This window comes from Pseudomonas sp. BP6 (assembly GCF_017875935.1).
GTDB lineage: Bacteria > Pseudomonadota > Gammaproteobacteria > Pseudomonadales > Pseudomonadaceae > Aquipseudomonas > Aquipseudomonas putida_Y.
The window spans coordinates 434,508-448,973 of the sequence record NZ_JAGINI010000001.1 but is presented as its reverse complement, the minus strand read 5'-3'; the positions used below and the strand labels follow the sequence as shown (position 1 = coordinate 448,973).

14 protein-coding genes are annotated in these 14,466 nt (G+C 59.4%); 7 read left to right on the top strand and 7 right to left on the bottom strand.

Translation table 11 applies throughout. The features are described 5' to 3' along the window. Positions 1–82: 82 nt before the first annotated feature. Positions 83–1,003 (top strand): GlxA family transcriptional regulator, encoded by a 921-nt coding sequence (locus tag J3A98_RS02000; RefSeq protein ID WP_172402841.1) that lies wholly within the window; start codon positions 83–85, stop codon positions 1,001–1,003. A 103-nt stretch (positions 1,004–1,106) separates the two neighbouring features. Here J3A98_RS02000 and zapE read toward each other — a convergent pair whose 3' ends face one another. The 3 genes from zapE to J3A98_RS01985 form a co-directional block, all read right to left on the bottom strand. After that, positions 1,107–2,201, bottom strand: coding sequence for a cell division protein ZapE (gene zapE / locus J3A98_RS01995; protein WP_014592295.1), 1,095 nt, complete (start codon positions 2,199–2,201; stop codon positions 1,107–1,109). Between the two features lie 165 nt (positions 2,202–2,366). Further along, a complete protein-coding gene (locus J3A98_RS01990; protein WP_209963671.1) occupies positions 2,367–3,716 on the bottom strand; it encodes a tryptophan--tRNA ligase in 1,350 nt (449 codons plus the stop codon). Between the two features lie 25 nt (positions 3,717–3,741). Further along, positions 3,742–4,377 (bottom strand): alpha/beta fold hydrolase, encoded by a 636-nt coding sequence (locus J3A98_RS01985; RefSeq protein ID WP_176682598.1) that lies wholly within the window; start codon positions 4,375–4,377, stop codon positions 3,742–3,744. A gap of 135 nt (positions 4,378–4,512) precedes the next feature. Between J3A98_RS01985 and J3A98_RS01980 the strand changes: the two genes are divergently transcribed. Further along, complete coding sequence (locus tag J3A98_RS01980; protein WP_010952432.1) at positions 4,513–4,950, top strand: DUF1043 family protein; 438 nt, start codon at positions 4,513–4,515, stop codon at positions 4,948–4,950. Between the two features lie 162 nt (positions 4,951–5,112). Here the strand turns inward: J3A98_RS01980 and J3A98_RS01975 are convergent, their stop codons facing one another. Further along, positions 5,113–6,309: a methionine gamma-lyase gene (locus tag J3A98_RS01975; RefSeq protein WP_209963667.1), complete on the bottom strand. Its 1,197-nt coding sequence runs from the start codon at positions 6,307–6,309 to the stop codon at positions 5,113–5,115. 127 nt (positions 6,310–6,436) lie between these two features. Between J3A98_RS01975 and J3A98_RS01970 the strand changes: the two genes are divergently transcribed. The 5 genes from J3A98_RS01970 to J3A98_RS01950 all read left to right on the top strand — a co-directional run bounded on the left by J3A98_RS01970 (position 6,437) and on the right by J3A98_RS01950 (position 10,393). After that, a complete protein-coding gene (locus tag J3A98_RS01970) occupies positions 6,437–6,916 on the top strand; it encodes an Lrp/AsnC family transcriptional regulator (RefSeq protein ID WP_003251803.1) in 480 nt (159 codons plus the stop codon). A gap of 112 nt (positions 6,917–7,028) precedes the next feature. Continuing rightward, entirely contained in the window at positions 7,029–9,302 is a 2,274-nt protein-coding gene (locus J3A98_RS01965) for an S-type pyocin domain-containing protein (protein ID WP_209963664.1), read from the top strand. Beyond that, positions 9,292–9,549 (top strand): bacteriocin immunity protein, encoded by a 258-nt coding sequence (locus J3A98_RS01960; RefSeq protein WP_209963659.1) that lies wholly within the window; start codon positions 9,292–9,294, stop codon positions 9,547–9,549. Before J3A98_RS01965 ends, J3A98_RS01960 begins: the two co-directional genes overlap by 11 nt. Positions 9,550–9,809: 260 nt before the next feature. Next, on the top strand, positions 9,810–10,130 hold the full coding sequence (locus tag J3A98_RS01955) for an S-type pyocin (protein WP_209963656.1): 321 nt from the start codon (positions 9,810–9,812) through the stop codon (positions 10,128–10,130). Next, entirely contained in the window at positions 10,124–10,393 is a 270-nt protein-coding gene (locus tag J3A98_RS01950) for a bacteriocin immunity protein (protein WP_209963652.1), read from the top strand. The genes J3A98_RS01955 and J3A98_RS01950 overlap by 7 nt, the downstream gene beginning before the upstream one ends. Positions 10,394–10,614: 221 nt before the next feature. Here J3A98_RS01950 and cysN read toward each other — a convergent pair whose 3' ends face one another. The 3 genes from cysN to J3A98_RS01935 form a co-directional block, all read right to left on the bottom strand. After that, complete coding sequence (gene cysN, locus J3A98_RS01945; RefSeq protein ID WP_084852049.1) at positions 10,615–12,516, bottom strand: sulfate adenylyltransferase subunit CysN; 1,902 nt, start codon at positions 12,514–12,516, stop codon at positions 10,615–10,617. Between the two features lie 15 nt (positions 12,517–12,531). After that, positions 12,532–13,449, bottom strand: coding sequence for a sulfate adenylyltransferase subunit CysD (cysD, locus tag J3A98_RS01940; RefSeq protein ID WP_003251799.1), 918 nt, complete (start codon positions 13,447–13,449; stop codon positions 12,532–12,534). Between the two features lie 220 nt (positions 13,450–13,669). Then, the gene (locus J3A98_RS01935; protein WP_209963648.1) at positions 13,670–14,428 is read right to left on the bottom strand and encodes a Nif3-like dinuclear metal center hexameric protein; all 759 of its coding nucleotides are present in this window, start codon (positions 14,426–14,428) and stop codon (positions 13,670–13,672) included. Positions 14,429–14,466 lie beyond the last annotated feature (38 nt).

Sequence of the window (14,466 nt, the reverse complement as noted above, 5' to 3'; positions counted from 1 at the left end):
GACAATGATGTTTACCCAACCCTCAGCGTCGCTGCGGCGCGTCAGCATCCTGGCCATTGACAAGGTGTTTGCTTCGACCTTGATGCAGGCCAAGGACTTCTTCCACCTCGCCAGCCTGCGCTACAGCAAGCAGCTGGGCCTGGGCTTGCAGCCCATGTTCGAAATCCGCCTGGTGAGCCCCGACAGCCAGCCCGTGGACAGCTTCAGCAATGTGCAGTTACCGGTTGACGGCGGCCTGGACGACGCTGATGTGATCATCCTTCCGGCCTACTGGGATGATTTCGACAACCTGCTGCAACGTTATCCACAGGTGCTGCCGTGGCTCCGTGAACAGCACGCGCGTGGCGCGGTGCTGTGCGCCGAGGCCAGTGGTGTGTTCTGGCTGGCCGAATCCGGTCTGCTCGATGGCAAGGAGGCGACCACCTACTGGCGCTTCTTCAACAGCTTTGCCGAACGCTTCCCGCAGATCCGCCTGAACCAGGACAAGCACCTGACCGATGCCGACAATATCTATTGCGCCGGCGGTGCAACTTCAGCCTGCGACCTGTACATCTACCTGATCGAACGCTTTTGCGGCGCCAACGTGGCCCGTGCGGTGTCCCGCGATATCCTTTACGAAGTGCAGCGCAACTACACCCCGGGGCGCATGGGCTTTGGCGGGCAGAAGCTGCACCAGGACCTGATCATCCTGCAGATCCAGCACTGGCTGGAGGAGCACTTCGCCGACAAGTTCCGCTTCGAGGATGTGGCTCGCAACCACGGCATGAGCATCCGCAACTTCATGCGCCGCTTCCAGGGCGCAACAGGTGACAAGCCGCTGCACTACCTGCAACGGCTACGCATCGAGACAGCCAAGGGGTTGTTGTCGAGCACGCGCAAGAGCATCAAGACCATCAGTTACGAGGTGGGGTATGACGATGCCAGTTTCTTTGCGCGACTGTTCCGCCAGCACACCGAGTTGTCGCCGAACCAGTATCGGCAGCAGTTCATGCAGGAGGCCTGAGAGGCTTCCAGAGCAGCAGGCTTCGCGCTTGAAGCGACAAGGAAAAACCAGAGCGGATCGCGCATTGCCCTGAATTTTCCTTGCCGCCTGAAGCTTGCTGCTGTTAAGGCTTGTGCGCGCGCGCCAGGAATTCGTGCGACTGCATCTCCAGCAACCGGCTCAGGGTACGCTGGAACTCGAAGCTCAGACGCCCACCGGTATACAGGTCCTTCAACTCCACCTCGGCCGAGATGATGAGCTTGACGTTGCGATCGTAAAACTCGTCCACCATGTTGATGAAGCGGCGGGCGATGTCGTCGGTGGTGACGCCCATCTGCTCCACGTTGCTCAGCAATACAGCGTGGAAAATCTTGCCCAACTCAATATAGTCGTTCTGGCTACGCGGCCCGTCGCACAGGGCGCGGAAGTCGAACCAGGCGACGTCGTCGCAAGTACGCAGGGCATTGATCGGGCGGTTCTCGATCATCAGCACGTCGTTTTCTATCGCCTGGGTGCACTCGGGGGTGAGCGCCTTGAAGCTGGCGCGCATGCTCTGGTGCGCCGCGTCATCGAGCGGGAAGTGGAACAGTTCAGCCTGCTCCAGATGACGCAAGCGGTAGTCGACCCCGCTATCGACGTTAACCACGTCGGTGTACTGCTTGATCATGGCGATGGCCGGCAGGAAGCGCGCACGCTGCAGGCCGTCCTTGTACAGGCCGTCCGGCACGATGTTGGAGGTCGCCACCAGCGACACGCCATTCTTGAACAGCTCTTCCATCAAGGTGCCGAGGATCATGGCGTCGGTAATGTCCGACACGAAGAATTCGTCGAAGCAGATCACCTTGGCTTCTTCGCTGAAGCGCTTGGCAATGATGGTCAGCGGGTTCTTCTCGCCCTTGAGGGTTTTCATTTCCTCGTGCACACGCTTCATGAAGCGGTGGAAGTGCGTACGCATCTTCTGCTTGAACGGCAGCGCTTCGTAGAAAGTATCAACCAGGTAGGTCTTGCCTCGCCCTACCCCACCCCAGAAGTACAGGCCCTTGACCGGGGTCTGCTCCTTCTTGCCGAACAGCTTGCCGAACACGCCCGGCTTGTTGTTCTGCGCGTGCACCAGGTCGTCGTACAGGCGCTGGAGGTGACGCACCGCAGTTTCCTGCGCCGCGTCATGGAAGAAGTCGGGACGTTTCAGATCTGCTTGATAGCGTTCTAAGGGAGTCATGATTCGTTAGCGAGGCAACAAAAAACGGGCCGTCACTGTAGCGACAGGCCCGCTTAATGGCAATCAGTCTGTGGGAGCGGGCGTGCCCGCGAACACCGGCAAAGCCGGTGCCATGCACCGCGGCGCCTGTTTCGCGGGCACGCCCGCTCCCACCGTTTGCCAACCTCAGTCCTGCTGTGGTGCCAAGGCTTCGTTCAGGCTCTGAATGGCCGCATCACGGGCTTCAGCGTTGTCGAACTGCGGCCCTTCGGCGACCTGCTCGCCATTGAGCCACAGGCCGAAGCTCAGGCCTTCGACGCGGACATCGGCCTCGCCACCCTGCTGCAACTGCTTGCTCACAGCGCCGGCACTCTTGCCGTCGGCGAAGCTGCGCGACAGCAGCAGTTGCTCACCGTCAGCGGCCAGCAGGCGGAAACGGAAGCTGCCGTCTTCGTCACGGAAGCTGACAAAGCGTGCGCTCTTGGTGGCTCTTTTCTTCACTTCGGTGCTGGCCTGCACGCTGCTGCGGAACGAACGCAAGCCAACGGCCTCGCGCAACTGCTCGAGGAACGGCGTGGCGATCTTGCGGGCCTTGGCGGCGCCGGCCAGCAGGATGTCTTCCAGGTCCGCCGGCCGGGCAATCAGCTGGTGATAGTACTCGCGCTTTTCGGCCAACTGGCCGTCCAGCAGCTGGAACAGGCGCTGCTTGGCATCGCCCCAGCCCAGGCCCTGCAGCAGCTCTTCGCGGAAACCGGCGCATTGTTCAGGCGTGGAGAAGGCCTGGTACAGGGTGAACAGGTGCGCGTTGTCCGGGTCTTTCGCCTCACCTGGCGCGCGCGAATCGGTGACGATGCGCGAGATGGCGTCTTTCATGTCCTTGGCGCTGGTGAACAACGGGATGGTGTTGTCATAGCTTTTGGACATCTTGCGCCCGTCCAGGCCCGGCAGGGTCGCCACGCTTTCCTCGATCACCGCCTCCGGCAAGGCGAAGAAGTCCTTGCCCTGACCGAACAGGTGGTTGAAGCGCTGGCCGATATCGCGGGCCATTTCCACGTGCTGGATCTGGTCACGGCCGACTGGCACCTTGTTGGCGTTGAACATCAGGATATCCGCAGCCATCAGCACCGGGTAGCTGAACAGGCCCATGGTCACGCCGGCGTCCGGGTCTTCGCCGTTCTCGACGTTCTTGTCCACCGAGGCCTTGTAGGCATGCGCACGGTTCAGCAGGCCTTTGGCAGCAACGCAGGTAAGCAGCCAGGTCAGCTCGGGGATTTCCGGGATGTCGGACTGGCGATAGAAGGTCACCTTGTCCGGGTCCAGGCCACCGGCCAGCCAGGTGGCAGCAATTTCCAGGCGCGAACGCTGGATGCGCAGCGGGTCGTCGCACTTGATCAGGGCGTGGTAGTCGGCCAGGAAGTAGAACGAGTCGACACCGGGCTGCTGGCTGGCACGGATCGCCGGGCGGATGGCGCCGGCGTAGTTGCCCAGGTGCGGAGTGCCGGTGGTGGTGATACCGGTAAGAATGCGCGTGGTCATGGGTGTTCGCTTATTCAGGCTTGGCTCAGTTCGAAAGGCGCGGCAGCAGCAGATCCTTCAGATCGGTCAGCTTGCCATGGAAGAAGTGTCCGCATTCTGCCACTTTCAGCAGCTCATGGGGACGCGACAGGCTGTCGGACCATTCGTAAACCAGCTGCGGCGCGACGACTTCGTCGGCGTCCGGCTGCACCACGGTGATCGGGCAGCGCTGCGGCAGCGGAAATTCGGCGGTCAGGCGCATGACTGCCGGGGCGATCATGAACAGGTGCTGCAACTCGACACCTGCTGCTTCAAGGCGCCCGGCCAGGCTGGTGGCAACGAAACCACCGAACGAAAAGCCCATCAGCACCAGCGGTAGCCCGGGGTGCCTGGCACGCAGCCATGCTGCAGCGGCCTCTGCATCGGCCACTTCACCAGCGCCCATGTCATGGCTGCCAGCACTTTGCCCGACGCCACGGTAGTTGAAACGCAAGGTCACATAACCGGCATCACGTGCGGTGCGCTGCAGGGTCGAGACAACCTTGTTGAGCATGGTGCCGCCCTGGACCGGGTTAGGATGGCAGATCAGCACCGCGCCACGGGCTTGCGCCACGTCGAGGTACAAAGCTTCAAGCTGGCCGCAAGGGCCATCGATGAACAAGGGGGTTTCGCGGACAAGCAAGGCACTACTCCGTGACCTCGGGAAGGGTCGATTCGTCTAGGTGTGAAATTCTGTTCTGATTTGCGATCGCTCGCGGTATACAGCGCAGGTCTGAGCCGTTAACGTAAAGCAAAGCCGTTTATAGAGGAAGGACTCGTGGAACTCTCGCTCCTTGTTTGGTTGTTGCCAACCCTGGCCCTGGTCATCGGTGTGGCAGTCGGTTTCATTGTTGCCCGCCTGCTGCCCAATGCGGCGCCGAGCAACACCCAGCGTCAACTGGATGACATCCAGAAGCGCTTCGACAGCTACCAGAACGAAGTGGTCACCCACTTCAACAGCACCGCCATGCTGGTCAAGAAACTGACCCAGAGCTACCAGGACGTACAGGATCACCTGGCTGAAGGCGCCAACAGTCTGGCCCTCGATGACGTCACTCGCCAACGCCTGCTGGCTGCGCTGCACTCCGATGCACCGCAAGGCCCGCGTGACCGCCTGACCCCACCTAAAGACACCGCCGAAGTGCCGCGCGACTATGCGCCGAAAGCGCCCAACTCGCCAGGCATGCTGGATGAGAGCTACGGGCTCAAGCGTTGATCTGCTGAACATGCAAAAGGCCTCGCAAGAGGCCTTTTTTGTGGGCTGGATTCACTGGCCCCTTCGCGGGCACGCCCGCTCCCACAGGTACACCACAGCATGTGAAACTTGTGGAATACCTGTGGGAGCGGGCGTGCCCGCGAAGGGGCCAGTGCAGGCAACCTAACAGCAGGCCTGCAATGCCTGTTCGACATCTGCCAGCAGGTCCTCCACATCCTCCAGCCCCACCGACAGACGCACCAGCCCCTCCGATATCCCGTGATGCCCCCGCTCCTGCGGCGTATAGCTGGAATGGGTCATGCTCGCCGGGTGCTGTGCCAGCGATTCTGCATCCCCCAGGCTCACCGCCCGGGCAAAGAGCTGCAGCGCATTCATGAACCGCCGCCCCGCCTCAATGCCACCCTTGAGCTCAAACGCAATCATCCCCCCAGGCAAACGCATCTGTCGCTGGGCCAACGCGTACTGGACAAAAGACGGTAGCCCCGGGTAATGAATCAATTCCACCTGCGGCTGCCGAGCCAGAAACTCGGCCACCTTCTGAGCATTGGCGCAATGCCGGTCCATTCGCAGGGCCAGGGTCTTGATCCCGCGCATCAGCAGCGCCGCGTCATGGGGCGACAGCACTGCCCCGGTCATATCCTTCAGCCCTTCCAGGCGAATGCGATCGACCAACGCCTTGCGCCCCACCACCAGACCCGCAGTGATATCACCGTGGCCACTGAGGTACTTGGTTGCCGAGTGCACCACCAGGTCCGCCCCCAGCTCCAGTGGCCGCTGCAGGTACGGCGTACAGTAGGTGTTATCGACCACCACATGCACATCATGCCCCCGCACCGCCTCGACAACCGCCTCAATGTCCACAAGCTGCATATTGGGGTTGGCCGGTGTTTCGAAGTAGATCATCCGTGTTTTGCTGTTGATCGCCGCCTTCAGGGCCATGGAATCGTTGAGATCGACATGGCGAACTTTGACGCCGAACTCACCAATACCGTGGTGCAGAAAAGCGAAGGTGCAGCCATACAAGGTGCGCCCCACAATCAGCTCATCGCCAGGCCGTAGCAGGGTCCAGATGGTTGAGGTAATCGCACCCATCCCTGATGCCAACGCCAACCCCGCCTCACCACCCTCCAGCGAAGCCATGCGCTGCTCCAGCAAGGCCAGCGTGGGGTTGGAGATGCGACTGTAGAAGTGCCCCGCCTCCTCTCCGGCGAAGCAGGCAGCGCCGTACTCAACAGTGGGAAAGGCATAGGTGGCCGTCTGGTACACCGGCGGCACCAAGGCGCCACCGTGGGACAGCGGGTCGTAGCCATGGTGAATGGCCCGCGTGGAAAAACCGGTGTTGTCGTGGGAGTCGCGCATGGCAACGGCCTCTTGTGGTTTGTTGTAAGCTTATGCCACCGAGCTGCCCAATTTTTTCCAAAATAGCCTACACATAGGCATGCTTTCTGGAACAAAAACAATAATCAACGGACCAGGAGGGCAAAAAATGCCTTCAAGCCTCGACCGCACCGACCGCGCCCTGCTCGCCGCCTTGCAGGACAACGCCCGCCTCACCGTTGCCGAACTCGCCGATCAGGTGGCACTGACCACCTCGCCCTGCTGGCGACGGGTGAAGCTGCTGGAAGAAAACGGCTACATCACCGGCTACCAGGCCATCCTCTCGCCCAAGTCGCTGGGGTTTGGCGTGACCGCGTTCGTCAGCATCATGATGGACTCGCACACCAAGGACATGGCGCTGGCGTTCGAACAGCGGCTGATGGAAATACCCGAAATCGTCGCCTGCCACAACATCTCCGGGCGCTATGACTTTCTGCTGGAGATACTGGCACGGGACCTGGAGTCGTTTGGGGAATTTACCCGGGAGGTGCTGCAGCGGTTGCCGGGGGTGAAGGAGATCTATTCGAGTTTTTCGTACAAAGCAGTGAAGGAAAGGCGGGTGATACCTGTGTCGGAGAAACATATCTGAAACGGATCTTTCCGAACAACACGAAGCTTCCTACTGATTGACAGGCTGCAGCTGACATACCGCAAATTCGATATACGTAAACCTAGCCCATGTAGTGATCAGGAGAACCTACATGGCACGGGACAACACCTATTATCTTAACGAGGCTTTATTTATTAATGCGCAGGCCCCCACCGGCGCTGAACTACGGTTAATCGGTAATGGTGGAGGTGGCCCAGGTAGCGGGGGATGGGGATTTAGCGAAGGCATTCCGCCGGGCACCAGCCCTACCAAACCCGATATTGCCAGGGTTATTTCCACGCGCAGGGTGCTGACAGAAGAATTTCAAGGCATCGAGAAGGGCTCTTCAGATAAGTATGCTCACGAAATAAACCAGCTCCCTGAAACCATCAATGCATTGAAAGCCCAGATCAAAGCTGAGGCTAACAGTACAAATGGCGGGGTACCACCACGCTCAGCAGAACAGCAAATCCTATCATCGCGAATCAGTCAGCTTCGAGAGAATTATTTACAAATTTTGCCCGACGCCAACAGCTACTTTGGCGTACCTGCATTCTACAAGCGCGGCGACTCAATGATGAGCCGGTTTTTGGACCCGGGCTTCTTCGCTGCCACAACGGGCGAAGAGTTAGGTATTGAATGGGCCACGAGGCTGGAGAAGTCTTGGGATGGCGCATACCGCCTACATCTGGAAGCTCAGAAACACCAGGCACTGGCAGACGAACTTCAAGGGCTGGCAGACCAAGTAGATCAGGAAGAGCTCAGTCACCAACCTCCAGATCTGTCGAAAATGATTTCGCGCAGAACGGCGCAGATTCACACAGAGCGGCAAATACACTTCGATTGTTTACCCAATGTTCTTCAGCATGAACTGGGGCAAACCGTCATCGACGACGCGCTTACGCTTGCCCAGACCTTCAGTGCCTACCTGGCAACCGCGGCTGCCTTGGTGCAGGCCAAGCAATCACAAATTCCGCAACACTCTGATTACAACCCCCGAATCAGCGGGCCCCTGTCGAAGCCCCAACTTGAAGGGCTTTTGCATCTTGTAGACGAGCAACGGCTACGCAGGGCTGGTCCGCGCTGGCAGGAATACCATCTGGCACTCGCGCTAACCGAATCGATCAGGTTTTTGGGCGTATATGCAGGTGCCACGCAAAACCTGATGCAGCGTGCCGCTGACGTGGAAAACCTCCAGACCCAACTTGCTGCACAGGAAGAAGCTGCACGCCAGCAGGCCGAAGCCGAGCGCTTGGCTGCAGAAGCCGAGCGGCAAAGGCAAGAGACGCTGCGGCGTAATATCTCCTATATCAATGAAGCGCGTTTATCGGGATCGACGCCAGCCGTAATCCCGATTGGTACAGCAACATTCGCGGTGGCCGAAACGTCTTATAAGGCTTTGAGCGAAGCGATCACAGCGGCGATTACCCGCCTCGTTGCGACTACCATCTCCTCGCTTGCGGTAGGCACCCTCGCGATGGCCTGGCCATCAACGCTGGGTAACAGTGAGCGCAGGTACCTGATCAGCACCCCACTAGCCAGCCTTACGCCGCCCGGCGGGCCGGACCTTGCAGCCTTGGCTCTGTCATCAGCCAGCATCGACTTACCCTATTTGTTGGCAGGCGCCGAGCATGACAACGGCCTGGACCTGTATGTGGTGCCTGGGGGCAGGCCAGTACCGGTGCGCACGGCGACATTCGACACTGAACGTCTGGTCTACAGCCTTGCACTGGAAAATCCGCAGCGGATTCTGACCTGGACACCGGCCAACGCGCCGGGTGGTGAAGCCGGAAGCTCCACCAGCTTGCCGCCAGCAGCGCCCGGTACCGTCGTTTACACCGGCAGTACCCTGAACCCCGTCAGCACCAAAACAGAGGGTTACCCGGCGCTGGACTTGCTGGACCAGGAACGGTTGATCATCACCTTTCCCATGGACTCGGGATTACCGCCTATTCTGGTGGTATTCAAGAGTCCGCGATACGAGGCTGGTACATCAACCGGGAACGGTGCACAGGTAACAGATACATGGCGTAAATCGGCAGCCAGCCTCGAAGGGGCTCCAATTCCTGCTCAGATTGCTGATCTTCTGAGGGATAGAGAATATAGGAGCTTTAACGCGTTCCGGCGGCAATTTTGGAAGGCGGTGGCTAATGACCCCGAGCTTTCGAAGCAGTTTAGCCCTCAAGACATCCGTCGAATCAGAAAACATGGATACTCGCCTTGGGTCGATAGAGATGACAAGTATATGAGCAAACGCTCCCACGAAATTCACCACGTCGTGCCTATCAGCGAGCAAGGTGGTGTATATGATATGGACAACTTAATAATTTTGACGCCCAAAGCCCACAACCACATTCACTATGGAAAAGACGGTCTTGAAAAATAAATTTGAAGATTATACAAAACAAGAGTTCCTTACCTTCCTCCAAGTGATTGATACAGCTATCGAGGATGAGCCAGACAACGTACTGGTACCTTTGATTGAACATTTTGAGAAAATTACCGAGCACCCGTCTGGTAGTGATCTTTTTTTTAGACCGCAAGGCAGCAACCGGGGTGAGCCTGAGCAAGTACTTGAAATAGTCGAAACGTGGCGCCTGGCCAATGGCAAAGAAGGTTTCAAAGCTAGCTGAATAGAATGAGGCCCTGATCACCCAGGGTCTCAACATATCCGGATGCCATGACGCGCCGCTGAGAATGCTGGCACCGCACCCGGAGTCATTTGGCAAATTTACCCGGCAGTTTTTCATCCAAAGCGGTGAAGGATAAACAGGCTCCAAGACCATTCTTACAAATCACCAGGAACGATCCTACTGACATACAGCCTACCCCTGACATACAGAAAGCTGGTCCCCGGGCACACTTTCCCTGCCTTTCACCCAGGGACGACTCCATGGCCAGCCTTCTTCCAGAATTCATCATCCGTAAACTCGCAGGTCAAACATTCCACAGCTTCGACCATTTCTCCCAAGCTTTCTGGCTGGCGACCGCAGAAGACCCAATCTACAGCCAGCAATTCATCCCCGCCCAACTCAACCGCCTCAAGAAAGGCTGGCCCCCTCGCGCGCCATTCCATGAAACGGCAAAGGGACTGCGCTCGTATCAGATATGCCACCTGAACCCGCCCGAGTGGGGTGGGCTGATGTACGACGCTGAAAACCTGCGGATCATGAGCGCTATGCAATACGCGCTTTCTTCGGAGGCAACATGGTAATCAGCTTGAAGCACAGCCTCACCGACTACACCCACAGTGAGGTCCGGTCGATTGTTGGGGCGTTGATTCAGGCGACAGGCTCGCGTGATTGGCAGGACCGATTGCTGGAGCATTTTATCGATGTGGTTGAGCATCCTGATGGCGCCGACCTTATCTATAGCCCCGACAAGGGACGGGGAAGATGCTCCGAGCAGGTCATGGCGCGCATCTTGGAATGGAGAGCCTCAAAGGGGCTTGCAGTGTTCAGAATTAAAGATAGCTAGCCGCCCGGGTCTGGATACAGTTCTGAGGCTAGCGAAGAACCTTTGGGAACGGCGGTGCAAGACACCGGCCTTGCCGGTATTCGCGGCTAAAGCCGCTCCTACACTGATTGTGAAAACTTTCAGATTGTCAGCAAGGCAGTTGCTCTTACAGGCACCGCACAAACCAGGATTACGCGCATAAAAAAACCCGCCGAAGCGGGTTTTTTCTTACAGGCTAGCGCTTAAATCGCGCCACGCTGACGCAGCACGTCCAGCACCTGTTTCACGCCTTCGTCCACGCTGGTGGCCTGGGTGTCGATCACAAGATCAGCATCCAGCGGCACATCGAACGGGAAGCTCTCGCCCGGGATGTTGTCGCCACCGGCAGCGTACAGGCCTTGCGGGTCACGCTCGCGGCAGACCAGCGGCGAGGCCTGGACGTAAACGGTCACCAGGCGCTCCTTGCCGATCAGCGCCTTGGCCTGTTCGCGGCCTTCGGCATCCGGGGCCACGAACGCAGCCAGGGTCAGCATGCCGGCTTCGTTGAACTGGCGCGCCACGTGGGCGGCGCGGCGCCAGTTCTCGGTGCGGCCGGCGCGGTCCTGTGGCAGGCCCTTGTTCAGGTCGTGACGCAGGTTCTGGCCGTCGAGCACGTACACCGCGCGGCCCATGTCGAACAGCTTGCGCTCCACGGCATAAGCCAAGGTGCTCTTGCCAGCACCGGACAGGCCGCTGAACAGCACGGTGGCTGGCTGCTGGCCGAAGCGCAGGGCGCGCTCTTCGGTGGACACGTGGGCCTGCTTGCCATGATGACCGGTGCTGCCGTGTGGCAACACGGGCGGGGCGATGATCATGCCGGCGCCAACGGTGCCGTTGGTCAGGCGGTCGATGACAATGAACGCACCGGTGGTGCGGTTGCTGTCGTAACCGTCGAGGGCAATCGAGGTGTCCAGGGCAACCTTGACGCGGCCGATTTCGTTCAGTTGCAGCGCGCTGGCAGCGCCCTGCTCCAGGGTGTTCACATCGACCTTGTGGGTGATGCTGGCAATCGAGCCTGGCACGTAGCTGGTGGCACGCTTGATGTCGTATTTCTTGCCTGGGAGCATCGGCTCCTCGGCCATCCACACCAGCATGGCGTCGAAGTGGTCAGTTACCGGCGGGACGTTGTCGGCATGTACCAGCAGGTCGCCACGGGAGATGTCGATCTCGTCTTCCATGGTCAGGGTCACGGCCTGGCCTGGGCCGGCGTTTTCCAGTTCACCTTCGTAGGTGACGATGGACTTGACCCGGCTGCTCTTGCCCGACGGCAGCACGACAATCTCGTCACCTTTGTGCACCACGCCGCTGGCGATGGTGCCAGCAAAGCCGCGGAAGTTCAGGTTGGGACGGTTGACGTACTGCACCGGGAAACGCAGGTCGGTGAAGTTGCGGTCAGCCGAAACCTCGACGGTTTCGAGGATTTCCATCAGCGTCGGGCCGGCGTACCACGGCGATTGCTCGCTGTGGTTGACCACGTTGTCACCCTTGAGCGCCGACATCGGCACGAAGTGCAGGCTGCTCGGGGTCAGGTTGATGGCTTCGGCAAACTTCAGGTAGTCGGCCTTGATCGACTCGAAGACGCCTTCATCGAAGCCCTTCAGGTCCATCTTGTTGACCGCGACCACGATGTGCTTGATGCCCAGCAACGACGCGATGTAGCTGTGGCGACGGGTCTGGGTCTGCACGCCGTAGCGGGCATCGACCAGGATGATCGCCAGGTCGCAGGTGGACGCACCGGTGGCCATGTTGCGGGTGTACTGCTCGTGGCCCGGGGTGTCGGCGATGATGAACTTGCGCTTGGCGGTGGAGAAGTAGCGGTAGGCGACATCGATGGTGATGCCCTGCTCGCGCTCGGCCTGCAGGCCATCTACCAGCAACGCCAGGTCGACTTCTTCGCCGGTGGTGCCGACTTTCTTCGAATCACGGGTGATGGCCTCGAGGTGGTCCTCGTAGATCATCTTCGAATCGTGCAGCAGGCGCCCGATCAGGGTGCTCTTGCCGTCGTCAACGTTGCCGCAAGTCAGGAAGCGCAGCAGTTCCTTGCGCTCATGCTGGGCCAGGTAGGCGAGGATGTCCTCGCTGATCAGATCAGATTGGTGCGACATGGAGTAACCCTGAAATTAGAAGTAGCCTTGGCGTTTCTTGTCTTCCATGGAACCGGCGCCATCGTGATCGATGACACGGCCCTGGCGTTCGGACGTACGGGTCAGGAGCATTTCCTGAATGATGTCCGTCAGGGTCTCGGCTTCCGATTCGACAGCGCCCGTCAGCGGGTAGCAGCCGAGGGTACGGAAACGCACCTTCTTCTTGACGATGCGGGCTTTTTCTTCCTCGGAGAGGTGCTCGAGGATGCGCTCGTCGTCGATCATGATCAGGGTGCCGTTCTTCTCGATGACTTCACGCTCGGCGGCGAAGTACAGCGGCACGATCGGGATGCCTTCAAGGTAGATGTACTGCCAGATGTCCAGTTCGGTCCAGTTCGACAACGGGAAGACGCGGATCGACTCGCCCTTGTTGACCTTGCCGTTGTACACATTCCACAGCTCGGGGCGCTGGTTCTTCGGGTCCCAACGGTGCTTGCTGTCACGGAACGAATACACACGCTCCTTGGCCCGCGACTTCTCTTCGTCGCGGCGCGCACCACCGAAGGCAGCGTCGAAACCATGCTTGTCCAGCGCCTGCTTCAGGCCCTGGGTCTTCATGATATCGGTGTGCTTGGAGCTGCCATGGGTAAACGGGTTGATACCCTGCGCCACACCCTCGGGGTTGACGTGGGTGATCAGCTCCAGGCCCATTTCCTCGACCATTTTGTCGCGGAAGCTGTACATCTCCTGGAATTTCCACTGGGTGTCGACGTGCATCACCGGGAACGGCAGCTTGCCCGGGAAGAAGGCCTTGCGCGCCAGGTGCAGCATCACGGCGGAGTCCTTGCCGATCGAGTACAGCATCACCGGGTTGTCGAACTCGGCGGCCACCTCGCGGATGATGTGGATGCTCTCCGCCTCCAGCTGTTTCAAGTGCGTCAGTTTGTCGACCATGGCTACTCACGAAAAACGATCTTATGGACGGCCTGCGGGCCGTGTTCGAGCGAGCCACTCTATCACAGCGGCTGCTTCTATTTAGGAGGCTGGCTAGATCGAAAAAATCTAACGATATGACTGGGGGTTTGGGCTGGCAGGGCCGTCCTCTTCGCGGCTGAACCCGCTCCTACAGGCCCGTGTAGGAGCGGGTTCACCCGCGAAGAGGGCGACACCGCTATCAGATGGGATTAGGGCAATCGATGAACAGGTGCTCCACGGCAAACCGTCGTGCCAGGTAATCGCCCAGCGCCTGCACCCCATAGCGCTCGGTGGCATGGTGCCCGGCAGCAATGAAGCTGACGCCATTCTCGCGCGCACTGTGGTAGGTCTGCTCGGACGCCTCACCGGTCAGGTACAGGTCCACCCCGGCGGCAATCGCCGTGTCGATATAGCCCTGCCCGCCGCCGGTGCACCAGCCCACCCGGCGGATCATGTCGTTGCCTTCGACCAGCAACGGCTCACGCCCCAGCACGCCTTGAACCCGACGGGCAAAATCGCGCGCGGTCATGGATTCGGCCAGCGAACCGATCAGCCCGACCACTTTGGGGTTTTCCGGGTCAAGTGGCCCTTCGACAGTGATCTCCAGTTGCCGCGCCAGTTGCACGTTGTTGCCGACTTCCGGGTGCACGTCCAAGGGCAGGTGAAACGCCAGCAGACTGATATCGTTATTAAGCAAGGTCTTCAGGCGACGCTGGCGAATCCCGGTGATGCACGGGTTCTCGCCCTTCCAGAAATAACCATGGTGCACCAGCACCAGATCGGCCTCGGCCTCGACCGCGGCATCCAGCAATGCCTGGCTGGCGGTAACACCACTGACAATACGGCTGACCTGCGGCCGGCCTTCGACCTGCAGACCATTTGGGCAATAATCCTGGATCTTCGCGCTGCCCAGATAACGCTCGGCTTCCTCGACCAGGGTGTTTAGAGCGACGGCCATGAAAATCTCCTCGAAAACTGCGCTTTTCCCGGGCGCAA